The organism is Bacteroides nordii, from assembly GCF_019930665.1.
Classification (GTDB): Bacteria; Bacteroidota; Bacteroidia; order Bacteroidales; family Bacteroidaceae; genus Bacteroides; species Bacteroides nordii.
The window spans coordinates 4,359,816-4,386,795 of sequence record NZ_CP082886.1 but is presented as its reverse complement, the minus strand read 5'-3'; the positions used below and the strand labels follow the sequence as shown (position 1 = coordinate 4,386,795).

Annotated in this window: 15 protein-coding genes; 7 read left to right on the top strand and 8 right to left on the bottom strand. The window is 39.2% G+C overall.

Going from position 1 to position 26,980, the window contains the following annotated elements:
* Positions 1 to 146 precede the first annotated feature (146 nt).
* A complete protein-coding gene (locus K8P02_RS17260; protein ID WP_007487593.1) occupies positions 147 to 1,085 on the bottom strand; it encodes an AraC family transcriptional regulator in 939 nt (312 codons plus the stop codon).
* 236 nt (positions 1,086 to 1,321) lie between these two features.
* Here K8P02_RS17260 and K8P02_RS17255 point away from each other — a divergent pair, with 236 nt between their 5' ends.
* The 4 genes from K8P02_RS17255 to K8P02_RS17240 all read left to right on the top strand — a co-directional run bounded on the left by K8P02_RS17255 (position 1,322) and on the right by K8P02_RS17240 (position 11,300).
* Positions 1,322 to 5,260, top strand: a complete 3,939-nt coding sequence (locus K8P02_RS17255) for a hybrid sensor histidine kinase/response regulator transcription factor (RefSeq protein ID WP_044166824.1) — start codon at positions 1,322 to 1,324, stop codon at positions 5,258 to 5,260.
* Between the two features lie 103 nt (positions 5,261 to 5,363).
* Entirely contained in the window at positions 5,364 to 6,758 is a 1,395-nt protein-coding gene (locus tag K8P02_RS17250; RefSeq protein WP_002558278.1) for a sugar porter family MFS transporter, read from the top strand.
* A 12-nt stretch (positions 6,759 to 6,770) separates the two neighbouring features.
* A complete protein-coding gene (locus K8P02_RS17245; RefSeq protein ID WP_223381565.1) occupies positions 6,771 to 10,106 on the top strand; it encodes a tetratricopeptide repeat protein in 3,336 nt (1,111 codons plus the stop codon).
* Positions 10,107 to 10,268: 162 nt separating this feature from the next.
* A complete protein-coding gene (locus tag K8P02_RS17240; RefSeq protein ID WP_025867505.1) occupies positions 10,269 to 11,300 on the top strand; it encodes an aldose epimerase family protein in 1,032 nt (343 codons plus the stop codon).
* On the opposite strand, the gene K8P02_RS17235 is transcribed toward K8P02_RS17240, so the two are convergent.
* The gene (locus tag K8P02_RS17235; RefSeq protein ID WP_002558275.1) at positions 11,301 to 12,191 is read right to left on the bottom strand and encodes an AraC family transcriptional regulator; all 891 of its coding nucleotides are present in this window, start codon (positions 12,189 to 12,191) and stop codon (positions 11,301 to 11,303) included. It lies immediately after the preceding gene.
* A gap of 638 nt (positions 12,192 to 12,829) precedes the next feature.
* Complete coding sequence (locus K8P02_RS17230; RefSeq protein ID WP_002558273.1) at positions 12,830 to 13,633, bottom strand: tyrosine-type recombinase/integrase; 804 nt, start codon at positions 13,631 to 13,633, stop codon at positions 12,830 to 12,832.
* 14 nt (positions 13,634 to 13,647) lie between these two features.
* Between K8P02_RS17230 and K8P02_RS17225 the strand changes: the two genes are divergently transcribed.
* Together K8P02_RS17225 and K8P02_RS17220 are read left to right on the top strand one after the other, a co-directional pair.
* A complete protein-coding gene (locus K8P02_RS17225; RefSeq protein ID WP_007487582.1) occupies positions 13,648 to 15,132 on the top strand; it encodes a restriction endonuclease subunit S in 1,485 nt (494 codons plus the stop codon).
* Positions 15,108 to 15,620 (top strand): restriction endonuclease subunit S, encoded by a 513-nt coding sequence (locus K8P02_RS17220; protein ID WP_317197246.1) that lies wholly within the window; start codon positions 15,108 to 15,110, stop codon positions 15,618 to 15,620. Before K8P02_RS17225 ends, K8P02_RS17220 begins: the two co-directional genes overlap by 25 nt.
* Here the strand turns inward: K8P02_RS17220 and K8P02_RS17215 are convergent, their stop codons facing one another.
* The 5 genes from K8P02_RS17215 to hsdR are packed head-to-tail and all read right to left on the bottom strand — an operon-like array spanning position 15,621 to position 22,606.
* Entirely contained in the window at positions 15,621 to 17,249 is a 1,629-nt protein-coding gene (locus tag K8P02_RS17215) for a restriction endonuclease subunit S (protein ID WP_223381563.1), read from the bottom strand. It lies immediately after the preceding gene.
* A complete protein-coding gene (locus K8P02_RS17210; protein WP_002558269.1) occupies positions 17,246 to 17,722 on the bottom strand; it encodes a Fic family protein in 477 nt (158 codons plus the stop codon). The genes K8P02_RS17215 and K8P02_RS17210 overlap by 4 nt, the downstream gene beginning before the upstream one ends.
* The gene (locus tag K8P02_RS17205; RefSeq protein WP_002558268.1) at positions 17,715 to 18,731 is read right to left on the bottom strand and encodes a hypothetical protein; all 1,017 of its coding nucleotides are present in this window, start codon (positions 18,729 to 18,731) and stop codon (positions 17,715 to 17,717) included. Before K8P02_RS17205 ends, K8P02_RS17210 begins: the two co-directional genes overlap by 8 nt.
* A 37-nt stretch (positions 18,732 to 18,768) precedes the next feature.
* Positions 18,769 to 20,286: a class I SAM-dependent DNA methyltransferase gene (locus K8P02_RS17200; protein ID WP_002558267.1), complete on the bottom strand. Its 1,518-nt coding sequence runs from the start codon at positions 20,284 to 20,286 to the stop codon at positions 18,769 to 18,771.
* Positions 20,287 to 20,299: 13 nt separating this feature from the next.
* Entirely contained in the window at positions 20,300 to 22,606 is a 2,307-nt protein-coding gene (hsdR, locus tag K8P02_RS17195; RefSeq protein WP_025867068.1) for an EcoAI/FtnUII family type I restriction enzme subunit R, read from the bottom strand.
* Between the two features lie 1,170 nt (positions 22,607 to 23,776).
* Here hsdR and K8P02_RS17190 point away from each other — a divergent pair.
* Complete coding sequence (locus K8P02_RS17190) at positions 23,777 to 26,971, top strand: SusC/RagA family TonB-linked outer membrane protein (protein ID WP_025867066.1); 3,195 nt, start codon at positions 23,777 to 23,779, stop codon at positions 26,969 to 26,971.
* Positions 26,972 to 26,980: the final 9 nt, after the last annotated feature.

The following is a 26,980-nucleotide window of genomic DNA, read 5'->3' as shown; positions in this document are numbered from 1 at the left end:
ATATTAGCTATATTAACTCTTTATTTATTCTGGTGGATTCCAGTGAGATTGAATGATATGTCTTAGAATAAAGATTCTGGTAACGTGGATGGTCAAACCGGATTACACATTTTATAAAGATCCGCGTAACCCGGTACTCGAAATATCTATACCGCCATAATATGATGGGATGTTTGTACTGTAGTTCTGAAATATATGGTTCTATTCTTATTCTCTCTATACTGCGTGGGAGATAATTTCAGATAATTAGTAAATAGTCTTGAAAAATAAAGCGGGTCATCAAATCCTACTAATGGGCTGATTTGATTGACTTTCATTTCTGTCTCTTCCAGATAATGGCAGGCTTTCTCCATACGGAGTTGTGCCAGATACTTGGAAGGAGAAGTACCGATCTGGGCTATGAATATTCTGGAGAAATAGGATACGGAGAGGTTTACATGCTCTGCCATATTTTTTAGGGAAAGATGTTTATGCAGATTTTCCCGCATAAATTTTAAGGAAGTATCAATGATATTACTTTCTCTAATGGTTTCTGATTCCTTTTTATTCTGATTGGAACATCTGATGATGCCCAGAAAATGGAAAAATACACTGGTTGCATATGACATCTGTTCGGTGCTGCTTTCTTGTTGTAATGTATCGAATATTTCTTCAAACATGTCTATCTTATTTTTAAATCTCGACTGTGAATTATAAGGCATGTCTTGAGGTATATCGAATCCTTTGCTGAAATACCCTGCTTTTTTACCGTTGAAGTGAATCCAGTAAATAGACCATGGTTTCCCTTTACTGCTTCCATAAGCGTGCGGAGTTCCCTGAGGGATAATAAAGAATTGATCTTCTGTCACTTTTGACTTTTTGCCATTGTATTCGAGCCATCCTTCGCCTTTTACACAATATATCAGAATGTAATCGGTAGAGTTTCCCGACTCTCTACGACAGTAATGATATTCGGCATTTGGAAAATAACCCATATTGGAGAAATACAACTCCTTACCTAATTCGTCGTTCTTGAACTCTTCAATTACGAATGAGGGAAGACTTATCAGTCGTTCACCTTTGAATCCTTCTTTGATCTTCAGCATAGTATTAAAATAATTAAAGGTTATTGCTCATGGTACAAATATAAGGGAGCGGTTTTGCAATGGATATGCGATAAAAATGAAAAAGTATCAGATTTTGATTTTGTGGGATGTAAGTGCCTTTTTTAGTGAATATATTATATTTTAGTATCGAAATTTTATATTTTTCGGTGTTTATATCAGGAAAAAGACATTTTCTGATACTTAATAGCTATTTTTGCATTCATATACATGTAACTATGAAAGCAACTTTGTGTCTGATCCTTTTTCTTAATCTATCAGTTTGGTCATTATTGGGACAGGTTCATTTTACCCGTTTGAATAATGAAGACGGTTTGTCACATAGTGAAGTAAAGGCTATATTGCAGGATAGCTACGGATATATGTGGATCAGTACGCGTAATAAACTGAACCGCTATGACGGGTGTGAGTTTAAGGTATTGGATTGTTATGACTCGATAGCGAATAAGCGCAATAACAATACGGCTGCTTTGTGTGAAGACATGAACCGGCTATTGTGGGTAGGCACGGATGAAGGTGTTTTTATCTATGATCCGGTGGTGGAGACTTTTACTTATCTGGAACGTTGGCTGAATCTTCAGGACGCAGGTTTTCTATATAACTGGGTTTCAAATATCGTAGCTGACAAGGAGGGGAATATGTGGATTGTTCTACCTTCTTGTGGCATACTGAAAGTGAATGTACAGACAAAAGCATATAAACTTTATTCAAATTTAGGGCACACTGTGTTTGAAAAAGGAGGACCATTGTCATTGACAGTGGACGGACAGGGTGCTGTCTGGGTTGGATGTATTGACCAGGGAATTTGCCGGTATGACAAAACGAAAGATGATTTTGTACAAGTACTGGAAGAAACCGGGGTATTCCGGGGGAAAGGAGTGTATGCAATGCTGTCCTGCAAAGAATCTTTATTTGTTGCTTTACACGAGGGGAGATTACTGAGGTATAATAAGGAGACAGGGACTCTGGCTCTGCATGACTTTCCGGAAGTAGACAATGTGATGATCCGCTGTTTGATGATGCCAAAGGATGAAGAACTATGGGTCGGTACAAATAATGGGGTGTATATCTATAATTTGTTGACTGAAAATTGTACTGTATTTAGGAACGATTCTTTTGATTCACACTCGCTTAGCTGTAATACAGTTACTGATATGTATATTGATAAAGAGAAAGGTATCTGGGTTGGTACCCTGTACGGAGGGCTGAATTATCAGAGTCGTAGTGCCGGGAACTTTACGGTTTATATACCGAATGATCATCCGCAGAGCGTACAAAGCCAGTGGATTCATGGTTTGTATTGGGATGCCGATATGCAGAAACTTTGGGTGGGAACAGAAGATGAAGGCTGTTCGGTTTTTGATAAGAAGACATCGGAGTTTAGCAGGATTAGTGCACGTCATACAGCTCCCATCACTTATATACGAAAAATCAACGGGAATATCTGGATTGGTTATTTTAAGAATGGGTTGGATATTATATCTCCTTCCATGAAGATAACACACTATTCAAGTTTTGAACTGGGCTTGAGAGAAGAAAGTATCTATGCCTTTTGTGAAGATCACACGGGTACCATCTGGATCAGTGATGGAGGAGGAGTATACAGGGCGCAGAAAGGGACGATGCGTTTTGAGAGAGTAACAGAATTCGGAAACGGCTACATACAAGATATTATGGAGGATAGCCAGGGGAATATCTGGATTGCGGCGATGGGTAATGGATTATACAAATATAATATCCATTCCCGTAAATCGAAGCAATATCTTGCTGACGGTAAACCTGGGTCTATCAGTTCGAATTCGGTCAGCAGTATTTTGGAAGATAGTAAAGGACGTATCTGGGTCAGTACGGATCGTGGTGGCATTTGCTGTTTTCAGAACGGGGCTTTTCAAGCTTATTCGCTTGCTGAGGGACTTCCGGATGATATTGTTTACAGAGCAGTGGAAGATGCCCATGGAAATATCTGGTTTGGAACAAATCACGGACTTGTGCGGTTGGAACCGGATACTAAGGATGTACAGGTTTTTGATAAGAAAGACGGTTTGAGTGTCTCCAGATTCAACTATAACTCAGTGGCGATGACAGATAAAGGTACCATTTTTATGGGAACGATGCATGGATTGGTTTCGTTTAATCCGGGGCAGTTTGTGAGAAATGATTTAATCCCTTCTGTCTATTTTACCGATTTTCTGGTGAATGGCAAGAATCTTCTTCCCAATGTTATTAACCAGTATGAAAAGGACTATAAGATCACACTTAACTATGATGAACGAAATATCAGTATCCGTTTTGTTGCATTGAGTTTTGCTTCTCCTGGGGCAAATCGCTATGCTTATCGTATGAGTAATGTAGACAATGATTGGATTTATACGGATAAGAATGTGATTTCTTATGCTGGACTTACTACCGGAAAATATGTGCTTCATGTGAAGGGAGCCAATAACATGGGGGTATGGGATGAAACTGAAAAGGTGTTGATCATTGATGTATTGCCACCGTGGTGGGCATCTCCTATGGCTTATGTAATCTATGTGCTGGTAGTACTTTCATTACTTTTCTATTGGATTCGTACATATCTGAAAAGGATAGCCCGTAGAAATGAGGAAAAGAATCTCATCTATACAATCGAAAAAGAGAAGGAGCTTTACGAGTCGAAAGTAGCGTTCTTTACGAATATTACGCATGAGATACGTACTCCGTTGACGCTGATTAACGGCCCGTTGGATCTGGTAATACAGGAGTCTGTACTTTTCCCGAAGAATGTACAACGTTACCTGGGATTGATAAAGCAGAATGTGGAACAACTGTTGAATCTGGTCAATCAGTTACTGGACTTTAAGGCTGCCGAAAATATGAATAAGCCGTTGATTTTCTCAGAAATTAAAGCTTTGCATCTGATTGAATCTTTGAAAGAGCGGTTCTCTGTGTTGCTTTCGGAACGGAATAAAACGTTTGAGGTGATAGCGGACCGCGTGGCCCCGGATATATGTGTCATTGCAGATAAGGATGCGGTTGATAAGATAATGAATAACTTAATCTTTAATGCGATCAAGTATAGTGATACGCGTATTACTGTGCGGGTGAGCCGTGATGATGAGTTTTTGATACTTGAGATCATAAACGATGGCTTGCTGGTATCAAAAGATATGCATGAGGCAATCTTTGAACCTTTTGTCAGGGCAGAAAACAGTAAGGAGAATATAGGCGTAGGTATCGGACTTTCGCTTTGCCGGAGCCTGGTGGAACAACATCGGGGTACTTTAACCTATCAGGAGATGGAAGGTTTGAACTGTTTTGTGCTGAAACTTCCCGTTCGTCAGAAAATAACGGAGAACGTACAGGCTGTTGAAATGAGCAACGGGCAGATTCAGCTGAACCGAAACAGTATAAGAGTGACTTTACTGATCGTGGATGATCATCCGGATGTGGTGGATTTCTTATCAGAACAGCTATATGAGGAGTATACCATCCTGACAGCTTCGGACGGAGTACAGGCTCTGAATGTGATAGAGCATAATAAGGTGGATATTGTATTGAGTGATATTATCATGCCTAATATGGATGGATTGTCTTTGTGCCGTAATTTGAAATCGGAAGTAAACACCAGCCATATACTGGTAGTGTTGTTAACGTCAAAAAATGATGTCAGTACAAAGATTCAAGGGTTGGAAGCCGGGGCAGATGCATACATTGAAAAGCCATTTAATCTGAACTATTTATCGGCTTTACTAAAGAGCCTAATAATAAATAAAAACCGGGATATCAGCTTGCAGAGCTCTAAACCATTGGTACCTATCGGTCAGGTAGAGATTAATAAGGCTGATGAGAATTTTGTGAATCAGGTAGTAGATATCGTGAATGCGAATATATCCGATCCTGCTTTTAATGTAGAAGTACTGACTACTAAAATGTGCATGAGCCATTCAAACTTCAGCAAGAAACTGAAAGGAATTGTGAATATGAGTCCTGTAGAGTTTATCCGCTTTGTTCGTTTAAATCGTGCGGCAACTATTCTTTCACAGGAAGATTGCCAGGTGAATGAGGTGAGTATACTGGTAGGCATAAACTCTACAAGCAATTTTATTCAGCAGTTTCAGAAGCAGTTTGGTAAAACACCCAATGAATTCCGAAAAGAATGTAAGCGGAAAGGGGATTGAACCGGAAAAGTAAAATTGTCCATACTTTAAGTAATTCTCTCTATTTCTTTATAGGCTAAATCCCGGTTACTTTGCGGTCATCAAATTAATGATTAATATTTGTATGATCCTAATGAAAACACAATCAAATCTTTATCTGTTCCTGATAGCTTTAATATCGGCTATGGGAGGTTTCCTTTTCGGTTATGACTGGGTAGTGATAGGGGGAGCCAAACCTTTCTACGAACAATATTTTCAAATTGCGGATAGTCCGGTCTTACAGGGCTGGGCAATGAGTAGTGCACTGATAGGTTGCCTGGTGGGTGCACTGAGTGCCGGAAAGATGAGTGACCGTTTTGGAAGGAAGCCTATTCTTACATTGGCAGCAGGACTTTTTATCTGTACGGCTATTGGTACAGGTGCTGCCCACTCCTTTACTTTTTTCAATATTTTCAGATTGATAGGTGGGTTTGCTATTGGTATAGCTTCCAGCTTGTCACCTATGTATATTGCTGAGATTGCTCCGGCTCATTTGCGCGGACGTTTTGTTTCCATTAATCAGTTGACGGTTGTATTAGGCATTCTTGCTTCTCAGATAGTAAATTGGCAGATTGCAGAACCGGTGGCTATAGGAGCGACTTATGAGATGATACGTGAGTCATGGAATGGGCAAATGGGTTGGCGTTGGATGTTCTGGGCTATGACAGTTCCTGCGGCATTGTTTTTTATTTTTAGTTTTATACTTCCTGAGAGCCCTCGTTGGCTCGCATCTTCCGGCCACAAAGAGGCTGCTTTTAAAGTCTTCAGCCGTATGGGTGGGCGTGATTACGCTCGTCAGGAACTGGAAGCGATTGCTATGGCTTCTTCGGATAGCGAACAACAAGGAGGTTTTAAGCAATTGTTGCGTCCGGCAATGCGCAAAGTGCTGATTATTGGTGTCGTGATGGCTGTTTTGCAGCAGTGGTGCGGTATTAATGTGATATTCAACTATGCACAGGAGATATTCATGGCCGCCGGATATGGCGTTTCGGACGTGTTGATGAATATTGTGGTGACCGGAATCACTAATGTGATATTTACAATTCTGGCTATGTTTGTGGTGGATCGTTGGGGGCGTAAGGCACTTACCCTGATAGGCTCATTCGGTTTGACTGTGATTTATGCTTTTATGGGTGCAGCCTATTATTTTCATATTACCGGTATTGTACTGCTCGTTATTGTAGTGATGGCTATTGCATGTTATGCGATGACACTGGCAACAACGATGTGGGTGATTATTTCTGAAATTTTCCCCAACCGGGTTCGGGGGGTAGCTATGTCAGTCTGCACTTTTGCTCTGTGGGGGGCTTGTTTTATTCTTACATATACTTTCCCGGTACTGAATAGCGGATTGGGAGCTGCCGGAACCTTCTGGCTTTATGGCATCATCTGTCTTGCCGGGGGTATTTTTGTTGTGTTCTGCCTGCCTGAGACCAAAGGTAAGAGTCTGGAAGAATTAGAAAAAGAATTAATAAAATAGTTGTTATATAAAATGGAAAAAATAACCCAATATTTAATTCAAAGTACGGTACATACCAGTGAGGTACGTGCCTGGGAAGAAGACATTTTGCTTCCTACCTATGAAATAGGGAAGGAAGAGAAGAATCCCATTTTCTTGGAGAAGCGAGTGTATCAAGGTAGTAGTGGTTCTGTATACCCTTATCCTGTAGTAGAAAAAATATCCGATAATAAAGTTGATAAGAAGTATCATGCTCTTTTTATAGAGAATGAGTATATCAAGGTTATGATATTGCCGGAACTGGGTGGACGCATACACATGGCTTATGATAAAGTGAAACAACGCCATTTTGTGTATTACAATCAGGTGGTGAAACCTGCTTTGGTAGGGCTTACCGGTCCATGGATTTCGGGTGGAATTGAATTTAACTGGCCTCAGCACCATCGCCCCTCCACTTTCCTTCCTACTGATTTTTCTATAGAAGAGAATGCGGACGGTAGTAAGACAATCTGGTGTAATGAAGTGGAACGCATGTTCCGTACCAAAGGGATGCAGGGCTTTACCCTCTATCCGGGTAAAGCGTATATTGAAATCAATGTGAAGATTTACAATCGTACAGCTTTCCCCCAGACATTCTTGTGGTGGGCTAACCCGGCTGTGGTGGTGAATGACCACTATCATTCGGTATTTCCACCCGATGTAAATGCGGTGTTTGATCATGGTAAGCGCGATGTGTCGTCCTTTCCTATAGCTACCGGAGTTTATTATAAGCAAGACTATTCAGCGGGAGTGGACATTTCAAAATACAAGAATATTCCCGTTCCTACTTCTTATATGGCCATTCAGTCGAAATATGATTTTGTGGGTGGTTATGAGGCCGATGTTCAGGGTGGTTTATTGCATGTAGCCGATCATCATGTATCTCCGGGTAAGAAACAATGGACCTGGGGTAATGGAGATTTTGGGAAGGCTTGGGACAGGAACCTGACTGATGAGGACGGACCTTATATTGAACTGATGACAGGTATGTATACGGATAATCAGCCGGACTTCTCATGGTTGCAACCTTATGAAGAAAAATCGTGGGTACAGTATTTCATGCCTTACAGTGAAGTGGGCTATGTGAAGAATGCTACCAAAGATGTTCTGTTGAATGTAGAGCTAAAAGAGGATAACGCTCATCTCATACTTTATACCACAGGAGTGAATAAAGATGTACATCTGTTGGCAAAGGATATTCAAGGTAAGATATTGCTGGATAAGATAATTCAGATTTCTCCGGCAGATCCGTTTACTGTTACTTTCCCGGCAACTGGGTTAAAGGAAGAAGATATCCGGATAGAAATCAGAGATTGCGAGGGGAAAGTAATGCTTACTTATCAGGCTGATAAACCGGAAATAAAACCGATGCCCGACCCTGCCAAAGCAGCGAAAGATCCTAAAGATATTGCTTCTATCGAACAGTTGTTCCTGACCGGACTTCATTTGGAACAATATCGCCATGCTACTTATAATCCAATGGACTACTATCAGGAAGCTTTACGTCGTGAACCGGGTAATGTGCGTTGCAATAACGCTATTGGTTTGCTGTTAATGCGTAAAGGGCAGTTTGCCGCAGCTGAAGGATATTTCCGTACGGCTGTAGCTACTTTGACAGAACGTAATCCGAATCCGTATGATGGAGAACCATCCTATAACTTAGGGTGGAGTTGTAAGATGCAGGGTAAAGCGGATGAAGCTTATGATGCATTCTTCAAATCGGCATGGAATGCCGCCTGGCAGGATGCTGCCTATTATGGACTTGCACAAATAGATACGGCAAAGGGTAAATATGAGAGTGCTTTGGATAAAGTAGACCGTTCTCTTATCCGTAACTGGCATAATCATAAAGCACGTCAGCTGAAAGCTTCGATTCTGCGTAAGCTGAACTGTAAAGAGGAGGCTTTAAGCCTGATAGAGGAGTCTTTGAAGATAGACCGTTTCAATATGGGATGCCGTTTTGAGTATTATCTGTTGACTAAAGACGAGAACTCACTGATGGAAATGAAGGAACTGATGCGACAGTGGGAACATGCTTATATTGAATATGCGCTTGACTTTGCGGGGGCAGGCTTGTATGAAGAAGCCATCTTGTTTTTACAAAGTTATGTTGCTGGAGCCGGCAAGGTATATCCTATGATTCACTATGCTCTTGGCTATTTCTATGCTTGCCAGGGAGATAACAATAAAGCATTGGATTGCTATCGGAAAGCAGAACAAGACGATCATTCTTATTGCTTCCCGAACCGTATCGAGGAAGTAGTGATTTTGCAAAATGCATTGGCTTTGAATAGTCAGGGAGCTAAGGCAGCTTATAGTTTAGGAAACTTCTGGTATGCTGCCCGGCAGTATGAGAACGCCATTAGTTGCTGGGAGACTTCTGTTGCTATTGCTCCGGACTTTCCTACAGTGTGGCGTAATCTGTCATTGGCCTATTATAATAAGCAGAATGATAAAGCAAAAGCACTGGATGCTTTGGAAAAGGCATTTCAGTTGGATGAACACGATTCGCGCATTCTGATGGAACTGGACCAGTTATATAAACGTTTGGGATACTCGCACGAACAGCGTCTTGCATTTTTGGAGGCTCATTTGCCTGAAACAGAAGAAAGGGATGATTTATCTATTGAGCGTATCACTCTTTACAATCAACTGGGACGTTATGCTGAGGCTAAAGCATTGATAGAAAGTCGTAAATTCCATCCTTGGGAAGGAGGAGAAGGAAAAATTACGGGACAATATGTACTTTGCCGGGTAGAACTTGCCAGAATAGCTTTGCGTGAACAACGTTATGCAGATGCATTGGCCCTGCTGAAAGAGACTGAAAACTATCCTTATAATCTGGGAGAAGGTAAGCTAGCAAATGCAGAGGAAAATGATATCTGGTATTATAAAGGTGAAGCCTACCGCGGGCTGGGTGATGAGGAGAACTCCAAAGCTTGTTTTGAGAAAGCAACGATTGGCTCCCCGGAACCACAACAGGCTTTTTATTATAATGATCAGCAGCCGGATAAAATATTCTATCAGGGATTGGCATGGAGAGCATTAGGTGATGAAGATAAAGCGCGTAGTTGTTTTAATAAGTTGATTAAGCATGGTGAAAAACACCTCTTTGATACGTGTCGCATAGATTACTTTGCTGTTTCGTTGCCGGATCTGGCTATCTGGGAAGATGATTTGAACAAGCGTAATCGTATTCATTGTAATTATGTGATGGGATTGGGTTATTTAGGATTGAATGAAACATCCAAAGCAATTAAATTTCTGGACAAAGTCATAGAACTGGACATTAACCACCAGGGAGGGCAGAGTCATAGAGGCCTTATTTAGAAGGGAGAATGGAGAATGGAGAGGGGAGAAGGATCTGCGCTGTGTTAATATACTTCTCCTTTCAGAAAGATACTTCCTCAGAGAGGGATGAGACTGTACAGTAACAGCGCAGATCCTTCTCCCCTCTCTTTCCTTCTCTCTTCTTTTTTTAATATTTTGTTTATGAAAGTAACGCATGAAATAGCAGCTTATACGGCGACGGGTGAACCTGTTTTTTTATTTAAAGTGGTCAATGGGGCCGGAGCTTATGTTGAGTTTACGAATTGGGGGGCCAGATGGATAACAGCAGCAGTACCTGATACTAACGGACATCTGACCAATGTGATAGTAGGTTATGATACGCTGGAAGAGTATTTGTCTGATACTTATTATATGGGGGCTACGATAGGACGTTTTGCCAACCGGATAGCAAATGCTTCATTTGTTATAGATGATATTACTTATCAGCTGGAAACAAATGATGGGTGTAATACCAATCACGGAGGGACCACCGGATTCGATCAGAAACTGTGGCAGTGGGAGGAATTACCCAATGGAGTTCGTTTTATACTCACTTCACCTGATGGTGAAGGCGGTTATCCCGGAAACCTTGATGTGGTGGTGGATTATTGCTGGGATGAGTACAATGAGCTGACGGTTAGCTATTTCGGAAAGGCGGATAAGACTACTTATCTGAATATGACAAATCATGCTTATTTTAATCTTAGTGGTACAAGGGAGAAGGTTACTTCGCATCTTTTGACTATTCCTGCCGGGAGAATACTGGATACAACACCTGCGTTTATTCCTACAGGTAAAATAATACCAGTGACAAATACTCCTTTTGATTTTACACATTGTAAACAGATTGGGCAGGAACTCTATGCTGATAACCGGCAATTACACAATAATAGAGGATATAATCATTGTTATGTATTAAAGGAACATCCTTCCTGCGATATGCTGCAAGCTGCCTGTCTCTGCGAACCCATATCTAAACGGCGTTTGACTGTAACAACTGATTTACCCGGAGTACTGCTCTACACGGCAGGTTATTATAAACTTCCCGATACAGCGGTATGCCTGGAAACTCAGTTTTTTCCCGATACACCTTCACACTCTCATTTTCCCTCTTGTTTGTTGCCCTCGGGACGAGCGTATAATCAGCGAACTATATATAAATTTGATATAGATGACCGGGAAGTGTATTCATAACTATCCCTTTTTCTTAGCTTTGTACTCTGAAGGTGGAATCCCCATTGTTTTGGTAAATAACCTGGAAAAATAAAGAGAATCTTCGTAACCTACTAACGGACTTATCTGACTGATTTTCATATCAGTGAAGTCCAGATAATGGCATGCCTCCTGTATTCTAAGGTAATTCAGGTATCGCAGAGGTGAAGATCCGGTTTTTTCTTCAAACAGGTTCGAAAAGTAAGAGGCAGACAGCTTCACTTCGCGGGCAATATCCGTAAGACGGATTTTCTTATTCAGGTTTTCTTTCATATAATGAATGGCAAGCTGTACTACGTCTTTACGTGAGTTGTTCATAGAACCACAGTCGCGGTACTCTCCGATAAATTTCATGGAACCCAGAAAATGAAACAGGCTGGTGGTGGCGTACAACATATAATTCTTGTTGTATCCGGAACTGATGGAAGAATAAATTTCTTCAAAAAGTGTCAGTCGTTCTTTGATACGGGAGTGTGCTTCGGGAGTAATATTACGTGGACGGTCAAAACCTGCACTAAAGAATGCTGCTTTATCCCCATCAAAATGTATCCAATAAATTGTCCATGGATTGGTGGCATTACTACCATAAGCGTGAGCCTGGTGTTTGGGAAGAATAAAGAATTGATTAGAGGTGATTTTGTATCGTTGATGATCCAACTCAAACCAGCCTTCTCCTTCTACGCAGTAGATGAGAACAAACTCGTTCACTTCTTCGGCATTTCGCTCGCGATAATGAAAACTGGCATGCGGGTAATAACCAATATCAGTGATATGGAGTTCCCGGCCCAAGGGGTCTCGTTTTAGCTCTTCGATCAGGAAATCCGGCAATACAATAGCACGTTCTCCTTTGAATCCTTCTTTAATTCGTGGCATGTCTTGTCAGGTATTGGATTTTATAAATCTGAATGAAGCGGCTTATGCTCTCAGCACCCAAAGTTACAAAAAAATCTCTGGAATAAACGAATAAAAAGGGGAAAATGGCATTGAATGGCTTATTAATAAAGCGTTTGCAGTGCCCGGACGAGGTCAATGAACAAAAAGGTAAAACGCAAAGAAAAGTGGATTTAGGAAGTAGTAAGGTTTTCAGATCGTTATCCATCCAAGTATGAGGCTTAACATAGCCCGTGCCGTTTGCGCTGTTCTACTTGGATTTGCTTATTAAGGTTTAATTCGTTGATAATTTTAATGAACTAAATTTATTTCCATTGTGCTCAATCAACCGAACGGTTATTGTACTTTTAATTTCTTAGTAATTAGTGCATTTATCAAAAAAGATACTATAAGATTTATGCTCTGTTATTTATATTACTAAGGTATTAAGAAGTGGTTGTCTATAAGGAACAACCAATGTCCCTGTTATTTTCCCGATTCAACTTCATTAATCTTTATAATTGCTTGTGTAATAGCTATTTATGCCTTGCCTGTTCCCATTCCGATATAATCTGTTTATCAATTAGATAGTGTAAGAGATAGAAATCAATTCATAATTGATGATTTCTATCTCTTGATATTTACCAAGTAATAACTTTATCTACGATTTCTTGTTGTTCCAATGCAGTACGACGTAAATATATTCTTGTAGTTTCTATGCTCTCATGCCCCATAAGGTCTGCCAACAATGAGATATCGTTGAATTTTTCCAAGAAGTTTTTGGCAAAGCGATGCCGAAAAGAATGGGGATAAATGACTTTAGAATTCATTCTATATTTTTGGGCAAAGTTTTTAAGTTGCTGGGAGATTCCTCTGGTAGTGATTCGTTCTCCGAAGCGATTCAAAAACAGATAACCGCTTTCTCTATTGGTAGATACAAGCCACGTATTTGTCTCTTCTCTCAGTTTCTTCGGAATGAAAAGCCGGCGTATCTTTCCACCTTTGGTATAAATATCAAAGTAACCTATGTCTATATGTTCTATTTTTATCTGAACTAATTCGCTGACTCTTGCACCTGTTGCAGCAAGGAAACGAACTACGAAATACCATTCTTGGTTGTTTTCTTTTCGTAGTTTGTTTTTGAGAAAAATGTAGTCAGCATTACTGATTACATTTTCTAAATAAGAGCGTTGTTGAACTTTAATAGATTTCAACCGTAAACGTGGTTTATTCACAAATTCCAAATACTTGTTTAGAGCCTGAATACGTAGATTTACGGTTTTAGGTTTAAATGTTTCAATCAAATAAGTTTTGTAAACTAATAGATTTTTTTTGTTCAAGTCCTTATGGTGAGAATAGAAATCGTTTACTGCATATCGATATGCCGATATGGTATTCTCTGCCATGTTTCCTTGTTTAAGATAGGTTTCAAACTTTTCTATCATAGCTATTTATATTAGTGAAACAATATGTTGTCACTAATAATATAGTTCATTTAAGTAGTATTAGTTCCTATTATGAGAAGTTTCTTGCCACGGGGGAGGTAAAGTGTATTGATGAGGAGATTCCGTTTGAGATTCCGAAGGGGTGGGAATGGTGTAGATTGCGTGATGTTATAATGGGTACTAATGCTGGCAAAAGTCCTAACTGTGAAAAACGCCCAAAAAGAGGAGAAGAATGGGGTGTTCTAACCACCACTGCAATACAAGAGAATGATTTTTTGCCCAACGAAAACAAGGTGTTACCTCCAAACTACAGTGTTAATTCAGAACATAGTGTAAAATATGGAGATATACTTATTACAAGAGCAGGACCTGTAAATCGAACAGGAATTGTATGTTTGGTTGACAAAGAATGCGATAATCTTATTTTATCAGATAAAACTGTACGAATAGATTATTTTCGCAATTATTGTAATCCTACATTCATTGTTCTTGTGCTCAATAGTCCTGCTATTCATGAGCTTCTTATGAGCGTGACAGTTGGGATGGCTGCTTCGCAGGTGAATGTATCGCAAGGTAATATTCAAAACACACTCATCCCTTTTCCTGGTATAAAGGAGCAAAATCGTATAGCGGTAAAAATAACAAATCTTTTGCCAATTATCGAAAGATACAATTCTGAACAAGAACAGTTAGAAGAACTAAACGCTCAATTACCCAGCTCTCTAAAAAAATCCCTTCTCCAAGAAGCCATACAAGGTAAGCTTGTGCCACAGATAGAGTCGGAAGGAACTGCTGGTGAGTTGCTTTCTACGATACGCAAAGAGAAAGAAAATCTTGTAAAGCAGGGTAAACTGAAAAAGTCCTCTTTGTCTGATTCCTTCATCTTCAAAGGTGACGATAACAAGTACTTCGAGAAGAATGAAAATACAAAAATGGATATTACTGGCGAGATTCCATTTGAAATTCCTGATAGTTGGAGTTGGGTAAGACTTAATGATATATGCTCTTACATCCAAAGAGGTAAGTCTCCTAAGTACTCTCTGATAAAGAAATACCCTGTTGTAGCACAAAAGTGTAATCAATGGAGTGGTTTTTCAATAGATAAAGCTCAATTCATAGATCCAGATACTTTATCATCGTATGGTGAAGAACGAATTTTGCAGAACGGAGATTTAATGTGGAACTCTACCGGATTGGGAACATTAGGGCGAATAGCTATTTATTGGCAAACATTGAATCCTTATGAATTGGCTGTTGCTGATAGCCACGTTACTGTTATACGAGTAATGAAAAAGTTTGTTCTGCCTCAATACCTTTATTACTATTTTACAAGTAATACGGTACAATCTGTAATTGAAGAGAAATCGGATGGTAGTACAAAACAAAAAGAGCTTGCAACTGCTACAGTAAAAAATTATCTAGTCCCTATTCCGCCTCTGATGGAGCAAAGCCGAATTATCTCAAAGATTAAGCAATTAGCAAGTATTATGAGCAGATAGGAAATACTACCAGTGAATTAGATACAGATTACACATTCCCAGAATCATGGGCAATCCTTAAACTTAGGGATATTTGCCAGTTAACCGATGGAGAAAAACGAGAAGATAAGTATATTTGCTTAGATGTTAAATTTCTAAGAGGAAAATCTTCTGGAGAGTATCTTAACAAAGGAAAATTGGTTCATAAAGGAGACAATATTATTCTTGTAGACGGAGAGAATTCCGGTGAAGTATTTGCTGTTCCTTGTGATGGATATATGGGAAGTACATTCAAGCAACTTTGGATAAACTCAGCTATGTATTTACCGTATGTTTTGAATTTTATACTGTTTTACAAGGATTTACTACGCAAATCAAAGCGTGGCGCAGCTATCCCTCATCTTAATAAAGAGATATTTAACTCACTGCTTATAGGCATTCCTCCTTATAAGGAACAAATAAGAATAGCAAATAAAATTAGTGAGATTAACAGTAGGATTAAGACGTAATTACGCCTTAATCCTACTAAAAACGTCTGTAATTTGGCGGTCTATTCGCCCTTGTTCAGCCAACGGTGGAACTGGCACTAACGCATTCATTAATCGTTCTTTTCCAATATTGTAAAAGGCCTGTCCCGACTTATTGGTTATAGACTTCATATACTCAATAGCAGTTGGAGAACTCATAAAAGTAAGAAGATATTTTGAAAAGTAAACAGATGCTCCGAATGGGCGAATGATGAAAACAAAACCACCGACAGTCGTGTTGCACATATCCATTTCAATCCGAGCCATTTTACCTATATTTTCCAAACTTGTAACTGCTGGTGTGACAATATCATTCTGTTTCAGTAATATACTTTTTTTGACCTTTTCTTCAGGTATAAACAAATCGTCAGGCTTAATACACAGTTGAAATCGCTGAATATTACCACCACGAAGCACACGTATTCCTTTGTTGTCGGAACTTATTTCTTCCTTTTTGAAAGTTACTCCAGTATTAATCGTACAAAGGTCTTTTAATCTAACCCAAGTCCAATTAATAGGTATTTCAAAAGGAATATCATCTGTTATATCAGCAACTTCAGAACCTATCTGCTCATAATACTTGTTATCGTCACCTTTGAAGATGAAGGAATCAGACAAAGAGGACTTTTTCAGTTTACCCTGCTTTACAAGATTTTCTTTCTCTTTGCGTATCGTAGAAAGCAACTCACCAGCAGTTCCTTCCGACTCTATCTGTGGCACAAGCTTACCTTGTATGGCTTCTTGGAGAAGGGATTTTTTTAGAGAGCTGGGTAATTGAGCGTTTAGTTCTTCTAACTGTTCTTGTTCAGAATTGTATCTTTCGATAATTGGCAAAAGATTTGTTATTTTTACCGCTATACGATTTTGCTCCTTTATACCAGGAAAAGGGATGAGTGTGTTTTGAATATTACCTTGCGATACATTCACCTGCGAAGCAGCCATCCCAACTGTCACGCTCATAAGAAGCTCATGAATAGCAGGACTATTGAGCACAAGAACAATGAATGTAGGATTACAATAATTGCGAAAATAATCTATTCGTACAGTTTTATCTGATAAAATAAGATTATCGCATTCTTTGTCAACCAAACATACAATTCCTGTTCGATTTACAGGTCCTGCTCTTGTAATAAGTATATCTCCATATTTTACACTATGTTCTGAATTAACACTGTAGTTTGGAGGTAACACCTTGTTTTCGTTGGGCAAAAAATCATTCTCTTGTATTGCAGTGGTGGTTAGAACACCCCATTCTTCTCCTCTTTTTGGGCGTTTTTCACAGTTAGGACTTTTGCCAGCATTAGTACCCATTATAACATCACGCAATCTACACCATTCCCACCCCTTCGGAATCTCAAACGGAATCTCCTCATCAATACACTTTACCTCCCCCGTGGCAAGAAACTTCTCATAATAGGAATTGTCGTCACCACGAAAGATAATAGATTCGTTTTTATCTTTTTTGATTTTTTTCTCTTTCACAAGACGTTCTTTTTCTGCTCGAATCTTTTCAAGCAGAAAGAAAGCTGGCTCGTCATTTGGGTCTTGAGGTACAAGTTTGCCTTGTATTGCCCATTGGAGTATGCTGTTTTTTAATTGTTTCCCATTCATAATTCGTAATCCTCTTCTTTTATTCCAAGTTCTCCTTTACTCATGGCATTAGCAATATCTATCTTCAATTCTTCATCATAATCTTGCCCGTTCATGAAGCAATTCACGATACGTAACAATAATTCCTGATCTATATTGGAAGCAGCAACGTGATAAACAATAGACTCTAATTGTCGCATGAAAACACACGCCTGCCAGTAATAGGCATTTTTATGTAAGAAATAAGCTCCAAGAGTAAGAGCAATGCGCTTGTTCCCATCGTTGAAATAATGACCGGAGCAGAACTTGAAAACAAGGTACGACAATTTATCCGCAAAAGATGGATAATACAAATCATTTTGCATGAAATCAAAGGTGGCAAGGATGCCACCTTCATCACGCACACCCTCAAAACCACCATCACTGGCATCTATCATGCGATGATAAATATTCAACGTTTCATCATAATTGATGTATTTTATTTCATCACTCATCCTCTGCTTGTTTTAACCGTTTAAGCACATCTTTATTTTCTTCCAAAATGTGGTCAAAATCAATAGATTGGTCGCCTATAAAACGTTCGAACTCTTCGGGTGTTACAGCTTTCAGATAATTAGCAATATTCCCATGATAAGCATCACGGAAACTATAATCTCTTGAAGCCATCTTTGTTCGTGCATCATTTAAATATGGCTTTTGCATAGGATGCTCAGCAAGTTCATTGACAATATCTTCGACTTCTTCCATGGTTAATTTAACGTTATGTTTTGCCTTATACTGTTCCTGAATGACAGCTCCCACACCATTTTCAAAAGAGGATATTACAAGTAATACTTCTGCATAAAGCGTATGGCGCACATTGTCCTTGGCATTTAAATTGAGTACTTCACGATATTCTTTTGCGTTCTCTTTGAACACTGCTTTGTAAATAAGGTCTGTAACTTGTGCATACTTATAGGTTTGATGCCCGTTTACGCATTGATTGATTGCAGAAGTAAGATTTTTGCGATAGTTTTCTTCAGTGATTGCAGCAGGTATGTAATGTACATCCCTACGATTGATGAATTTTGTTCCCCCACCTGTCTTTTCATTGATGGTAGCTATTACCAAATCTAAAATCATACTACGTACAGCTTTTGCTTTTTCACTTTCCGTTAACAACATGCCGATGTTTAAAAATGCCCGGAAACTGAACAAACCGAGTTGAGTGGTTTTGCTCGCCTCTTTTATAAGGTGAGCAAAGTGCAATTTAAACTCTTTCAGTGACTTACCCTTACATAAAACATATCCATTATGTTTTAGCTCATCACTATTCAACGAAAGATAACGGTCTATGGTAGACGTATCTACTTCATAGAAATCGGCAACCATTTTTTTTGTAAATCGATACTCTCCATCAAATAGCATTCCCGTTATATCAAGGTGTTTTTGTATCCTATCAACTGCAAAACGATTGTTCAGCACATTCTGGCGCTCGATATCGGAGACTGTCAAATCTTTCATAATTTATCCATTAAATTGATACTCAACATGTACTAAATCAGTCTAACTTAATTTCTATACCCAAAATCTTCTGTATTTCGGACAATGTCTTGTCTATCTCATGGTCAAGAGCTGCACGCTTTTTGAAATAGTCAGCAAGCAATTCTGCTGGAGGAAGAATTTCTTCCTCTTCTTTCGGAAACTTACATTGATCGAAATTACAATCCAATGCCATTAACTCCTCCACTGTAAAACAGCGTGATTTTTCGTTTCCGTCTTCAGTGATTATCTCTTTCCTATCGTTCCACCATTTCATGATAGGTTGACAATGCTCTAATCTCATTGGCTTAGTTTTAGAGAAGTGTTTATATCCTTCCGGCATATCCATTCGATAGAACCATGTTTCTTTAGTCTTGTAGTTGTCAGTACTGTCCTCTGCTTTTTCATTATTGAAGAACAACACATTGGTTGCGATGGAAGTATAAGGTGAAAAAATGCTTCCCGGTAAACGGATGATGGTATGCAGATTAAAATCCCGTAGCATTTTGGCCTTAATGGCAAGCTTAGCACCATCTACTCCAAAAAGGAAACCATCAGGTACAATGACAGCCGCACGGCCATCCGCTTTTAGGCGATACATAATCAAAACCATAAAAAGGTCGGAGGTTTCGCTACTTCGGAACTCCATTGGAAAATTACTCTTAGCTGCAATATCTGTACTACCTCCGTAAGGAGGATTCATGGCTATGACATTTACTTTGTCACACTCTTTAAAGTCTGACATTTTTATACCCAAAGAATCACAATGCCGTATGTTAGGAGCTTCAATGTTGTGGAGTAGCAGGTTGGTAATAGAAAGCAGATAAGGTAATGGTTTCCATTCTTGTCCCAAAATGGATTGCTGAAACAAACGCCCATCATTTGTAGTCTGTATCTGCGGAGCTAAATAATTGAGTGCAGAAGTAAGGAAGCCACCTGTACCAGATGTGAAGTCTCCAACAATTTCTCCCAATTGTGGATTAAGTTGTTGAATGATGAAATCGGTCAGTGCCCGTGGAGTATAAAACTCTCCGGCATTTCCGGCAGATTGCAAATCTTTCAAAATCCCTTCATAGATATCACCAAACATGTGGCGGTCTTCAGCATCATCAAATTCTATTTCATTGATGATGTTTATAACTTGGCGAAGCAGTACGCCATTTTTCATGTATTGATTCAGGTCTTCAAAAACTTCTTTTACAATAGCTTTTGAGCGTGGCGTTTCGTGTGTAATATCCAATCCTTTTAATGTTGGGAATAATTCGTTGTTAATGAAAAACAGTAAAGATTCTCCTGTCAAGGCGTTTCCGTCTTTCTCATCAACCGCCCAGTTCCTCCATCTTAATTTATCGGGTATTATGGACTCAAATGTTTGCTTCTCTTTCTTTGCCTTGTACTCCCATGTTTCTTCTTGAGTGTCATATACTTTTAAGAAAAACATCCATACCATTTGTTCTATCCGTTGAGCATCACCATTGATACCCGCATCTTGGCGCATGATATTCTGTAGACGTTTTACTATATTATTTACAGCCATATTTATTTTTATTTTATGCTACGTTATAAATTTCTGTTTCCAGTTCTTTTAGAGCCTTTTCAAAATTAGACAAGCCACCAAATAGTTTGACTATCTTTGGCGGTGTACCAATTTTGTTGAAAGGAGCATTATCCAAGATATCTTCATCTTCAATATCAAGAATACCATTGTTTGCATATTTTTCGAGCAAAGCTTCCAGTACCTTACGGGCTTTACCTTCGTATTTGGCAAAATAATTGCGCTTCTTCACGTTATTAGCACGTTCTCGTCTTGTTAATGGAGTTTGATCATAAGCTATATGACAAATTATATCGAAGATATCAGCTTCGGCTAATGCCGGATTCTTCGCACGGACGGCATCTACCAATACATGGTAATCTTGTAGTTCTTCTACTATAGCCTTTTTACGTTCCGTTTCTGTCCAATTCTTTATAAAATCATGAAGAGTTGCATATCGTTTGCGTATTTGTTTCTTCGTGAAATCAGTAATGCTTTCAGTCCGCATGGTTTTACCGTCTTCTCCTAAAAAGGAGACGATTTCTGTTGATATACAGATTTCCTCACCATTGACTAAATATTTCTCAACCTTTTTGTATTCTACAGGTGGTTCATGTACAACTTTGGGAGGAGTGCTCACTGGTGAATAAGGCTTTGGGTGAGTAACGGGCGGTTCAGGGTCACCATCAAAAGCCGGATCCTTGAATTTAGCTGTGGCATTGCGAAAATCAAGTATTTCTAAGTGCCATTTACCTTTATCTGTACGTAATCTGGTTCCACGGCCAATAATCTGTTTGAACTCTGTCATACTACCAATTTCTTTATCAAGAACTATCAGACCACAGGTTTTACAGTCTACACCTGTTGCCAACAATTCGGAAGTGGTAACTATTGTAGGGTAAGGCTGGTCAACGTCAATAAAGTTATCCAACTGTTTTTTACCCACATTATCATCCCCTGTTATACGCATCACATAACGGGAATCCTTGTGACAAAGATCGGCATTCATTGTCACTAACAAAGAACGCATGACTTCTGCTTCATCTATATCCGAACAGAAAACAATAGTTTTTGTCATGCGCCCGATTTGTTTTAACATTTTGGTAATACGATACGCTACGACTTCCCGGCGTTTTACAAATGCGATATTTCTACCAATATCTTTGCGTTGATAGAATTTTTGTTCTATTAATCGATTATGCAAGTCCATTTCGTCCTTTTCAGGCATATATCCTTGCATATCTATATTGATATAGCTGTTGGTAACTCGATAAGGGGCAAGGAATCCATCTTGAATGCCTTGTAATAATGAGTAGATGTATATAGGTTCGCCAAAATAGTCCAGATTATTCGCTCCATCTTCGGCCTTTGGAGTTGCTGTAAGTCCAATTTGGGTTGCGGAAGAGAAGTATTCCAGTACTTTTCGCCACGCAGAATCGTCTTTTGCACTGCCTCGGTGACACTCGTCCACAATGATAAGATCGAAGAATGAAGATTGTACTTGCTTAAATGGATCTTCTTTATTCTCGTCATTTGATATCAATTGATGGTACAAAGCCATGTAAACTTCAAAAGCCGAATCTATTTTAGCATTTTGCATCTTAGTCATCACTTTTTTAAATGGCTTAAAGTCTTGTACCATAGTTTGGTCTATAAGAATATTTCTGTCTGCCAAATATAGTATTTTTTTCTTCAGACCAGAAGTACGTAACCGATGAATGATTTGGAAGGCAGTGATGGTTTTACCTGTACCGGTTGCCATGACAATCAGTACTCGATTTTGTCCTTTTGCTATAGCTTCAACTGTACGATTGATGGCGATACGCTGATAATATCGTGGCTCATAAGTATATGGACTTGAATAGAAAGGCTGCGAGATAGTAATTAATTCTTTGGGGGTGAAACCTTTGAATTCAACAAGACGTTTGTAAAGGCTTTCAGGTGATGGAAAATCTTCTAGTGTCAGTTCTCGCTCTTTGCCAGTAAGAAAGTCATGTTCTAAGAAACCGTCGCCATTAGAACTATAGGCGAATGGAATATCAAGGATTTGTGCATATTCCATAGCTTGCTGCATACCTCCACCTAACGGCTTAGTGTTGTCTTTTGCCTCAACAATGGCTATGGGGTGATTGGGCGAACTATGTAATAAATAGTCGGCTTTTTTCCCTTTTTGGCGGGCATGAACATTCCCTTGAAATATTACTCTACCATCGGTAAAATAATATTCCATACGTATCAACTTGTTTGTCCATCCGGCATTTGTAATAGACGGAGTAATGAAACGCAACTTTATATCTTCTTCAGTTAATGTTTTCTTATCCATAATCACCGTTTTTAACTTCTGATAATTGTATATTATCAGAAGTTACAAAGATAATGAAGGAGGCTGGTATTCAAAAATTTTTAGTCTAAATATACTTTCTCCCAATTAATTTAGATGTTTTGTGCAGAATTATGCTGTATATATAAATAAAGGAAATGCATTTCTTTATTTTCGAGTTACTTTGAAAGCAAGCCAAGGTAAAATGTAGTAATAAGAGCGGTTGTCAACTCATTATCTCAAAATCGGTCACTTCTCCCAAAACTTTTGTAATAAGGCGATAAGATATTTATTCCAAACTTACCAAAAAATAGTTGTAATAGTGACTGACTCCTCCTAAGATTTTAGTTGACCGACATGGATTTGATTCATCACGGATGTGCCAATGAACCGACGTAATATAAATGTGGTGTATGTATCAAAATGTCAGACTGTCAAAGTGATATTCCTGAGCTTCGAGAATTTGCTTGTTTGTGGAGAACGGTGGCAAAGGTGTCCGGAATTGTCTTTATTTGGGAGTTGGATTTTTCGGATTGTTAGGGTTTGATGCTGATTGGATTTATTTTGTACCCTTGTTTTGTATTTACTATGCAGTTTGCTTCCAAATATTATCTATTTCGCTCATTATTCTATTTTTGGATAGCTCTGTTTCGGGGGGCAACCAGCGGAAAAACAGGTCGTCCGGTAGAGATTCAGATGTTTCTCTACGACACTCTTATCGTTTCTCTACGACATTCGCATCGTTCCTCGTAGAGTCTCGGAGTGTTTGAAGTAATGAAATTGTAATTAATGTGCCGGAATAAATGCATTTATATCCGGATAAAGTGATAATATGCAGTTTTTGCTGCATGTTATTGCGACTCTTTATGCAGTTTTTCTTCTGGTTGTAGCAGAACTCTAAAAGTTCTTGTTATTAAAACAAGTGATATTCGTGCAAAATATTTGTTTATTCCTTGTTTTAATGACTTTTGTACAAAATCTCCGAAGGATAAATTCATGCTGCAAGGGGGAGAGTCTGACTGACTTTTCCTTTGGGTAAGATTCTCCATATCCATGATGTTTTTGTCTATTGATTACTGTCCTTTTTTAAGCTTCCTTTGCATATGATAAACATTATTCTTATGAGTGTATAATCTTGTAATGAAATTAAGTGATGATTTAAAATAATTATGTATGGAAAAACACATGTTTGAGAAACTTTCTTTCCGGAAAGTATTTAAGTTCATTTTGGCCTTGTTGCTGTTTTCCTGTAGTGTATCGGGTTATGCGGAAGTACTCGATAACAGAGTGGTAAAGGGGGTAGTTAAAGATGAATTGGGTGAACCGCTACCTGCTGTAACCGTAGTAGTAAAGGGTACGACCAACGGAGTAACTACTGACCTGGATGGTGAATATACACTGTCTAATGTGCCAGCCGGATCTACATTGGTATTTTCTTTCTTAGGAATGCAGACTCAGGAAATTGTAGTGAGAAATCAGAAACGTATTGATGTGGAAATGAAAGAAGATGCTGTCAGTATTGATGAAGTAGTGGTGGTAGCATTTGGTACGCAGAAAAAAGAGAGTATGGTTAGTTCTATCCAGACGGTAAAACCTGCGGCTTTAAAGGTACCTTCCAGTAACCTTACTACTGCATTGGCGGGGCGTATGTCCGGTTTGATAGCTTATCAGCGCAGTGGTGAACCGGGGCAGGACAATGCTGACTTTTTTATCCGTGGTGTGACAACTTTCGGCTATAAGAAAGATCCGTTGATTTTGATTGATGGTATTGAAACTACTTCTACTGAACTGGCACGTTTGCAACCGGATGATATAGCTGCCTTCTCTATCCTGAAAGATGCTACGGCTACGGCGTTATATGGTGCACGTGGTGCCAATGGCGTCATTCAGGTACAGACAAAAGAAGGTAAGGAGGGGCCGGCTAAGGTCAGTCTGCGTGTAGAGAATTCCTTCTCTTCCAATACATCGAATATAGAGCTGGCAGATCCGATCACTTATATGCAAATGGCGAATGAGGCGGTAACAACACGCAATCCGTTGGCTCCTTTGGCATATTCACGTGAGAAAATAGCCAATACAATAGCCGGTAAGAATCCGTATCTGTATCCGGCTAATGACTGGCGCAAACTGATGACCAATCCGTTGGTAGCAAACCAGCGTGCTAACCTGAGTGTGAGCGGTGGTGGTAAAGTGGCTCGTTATTATATTGCTGCCACTTTTTCGAAAGATAATGGTAATCTGAAGAATGATAAGTATGCCGGTTATAAAAATAACATTGATCTGAGCACTTACCAGCTGAGATCGAATGTAAATATTAATCTGACGAAAACGACCGAAGCAATTGTCCGGTTGGCAGGTACATTTGATGATTATACCGGACCGCTTGATGGAGGAGATACGATGTATAAGAAGATTATGGTTTCCAATCCGGTATTGTTCCCGGCCTATTATCCTACTTCCGATCTTCCTTCTGCAAAACATGTGCTGTATGGTAACGCACTGTATAATAATAATGTGGAATATACGAATCCTTATGCGGAATTGACCAAAGGATATAAGGATTATTCTAAGTCGACAATGGATGCACAATTTGAATTGAAGCAGGATTTGTCATTTATCACCAAGGGACTGAATGTACGTGGCTTATTCAATACGTCCCGTTATGCTTATTTTGAAGTAGGTCGTGCATCGAGTCCTTATTTCTATAATGTAAGTTCTTATGACAAAGGTGGCTCATATTCTATTATGCAATTGAATGAGGATTCAAATCCGACGGAATACCTGGAGTCTACCGGTTCTTGGACAGATGTACAGTCTACTGTATATATGGAGGCTGCGATGTCTTATAACCGTTCTTTTGGGAACCATGATGTAAGCGGTTTGCTGGTATATCAGCGTCGTGAAAAAAGAGTATCGAACATTAAAGACGACTCACAAAAAGATAATCTGCAAAAGTCTTTGCCCTATCGTAATCAGGGATTGTCCGGTCGTTTTACCTATGCTTTTAATAATCGGTATATGGCTGAATTTAACTTCGGTTATAATGGTTCCGAACGTTTTTATCGTTCCGAGCGCTATGGCTTTTTTCCTGCTATCGGTATAGGTTATGATATTTCCAATGAAAAATTCTGGGAACCGTTGAAGAAGGTGCTCCCTAAGTTTAAATTGAAATATACGTATGGTTTGGTAGGAAATGATGCTATTGGTGACGAAGATGACCGTTTCTTCTATCTGTCTGAGGTAGATGCAAATGATAGTGGTAAGAGTTATGGTTTTGGTACGGACTTTAATTATACAAAGAACGGAGTAACAGTAAGGCGTTATGATAACCGGGATATTACCTGGGAAAAGGCTTATAAGTCTAATTATGGTCTTGAATTGTCGTTGTTTGACGGTCTGAATGTGCAGGTGGATTATTTTACCGAACATCGTACCAATATCCTGATGGACCGTGAGTCTATTCCTTCTACTATGGGACTTTCGGCAAAGGTACGTGCTAATGTGGGTGAGGCGAAAGCGAGAGGTCTGGATTTATCTGTAGATTATAACAAAGTGTTCCGGAAGGGGATGTGGTTACAATTACATGGTAATTTTACGTATGCTCATAGTGAGTTCCTGAAATATGAAGAACCGGAATATAACGAAAAGTATAAACTCCACGTAGGGCAGTCGCTGAAACAGGAATATGGTTATATTGCAGAACGCCTGTTTATCGATGAGGCCGATGTGGCTAACTCTCCGAAGCAGACATTTGACGAATATGGGGCCGGTGATATTAAATATCGTGATGTAAATGGTGATGGGCAGATTACTGAACTTGACCAGGTACCTATTGGTTTCCCGACAGTTCCGGAAATTATTTATGGCTTTGGCTTCTCTTTTGGTAGTGCACGTTTTGATGTTTCGGCTTTCTTCCAGGGATCTGCCCGTTCTACTTTCTGGTTGGATGCTAAAAACACTTCTCCGTTTGTACATGTATATGAAGACACTAACTGGGATAATGTATCAATGTGGAAAGACATTCCTTTGTTAAAGGCTTATGCTGATAATCACTGGACAGAAACCAATCGTAATATCTACGCTTTGTGGCCACGTCTGAGCAGTACTCGTATGGAGAATAATATTCAAAAGAGTACCTGGTTTATGCGTAACGGAGCTTTTCTGCGTATGAAGACGTTGGAAGTTGGATATACCTTCCCGGAAACATTGACAAAGAAGGCTTATATAAATTCTGCCCGTATTTATTGTAGTGGTAATAACCTGTTTGTGCTCAGCGGATTCCATATGTGGGATATTGAAATGGGAGGTAACGGATTAGGTTATCCTATTCAGCGGGTTATTAACCTGGGTGTCCAATTAACTTTTTAAATAGAGGAG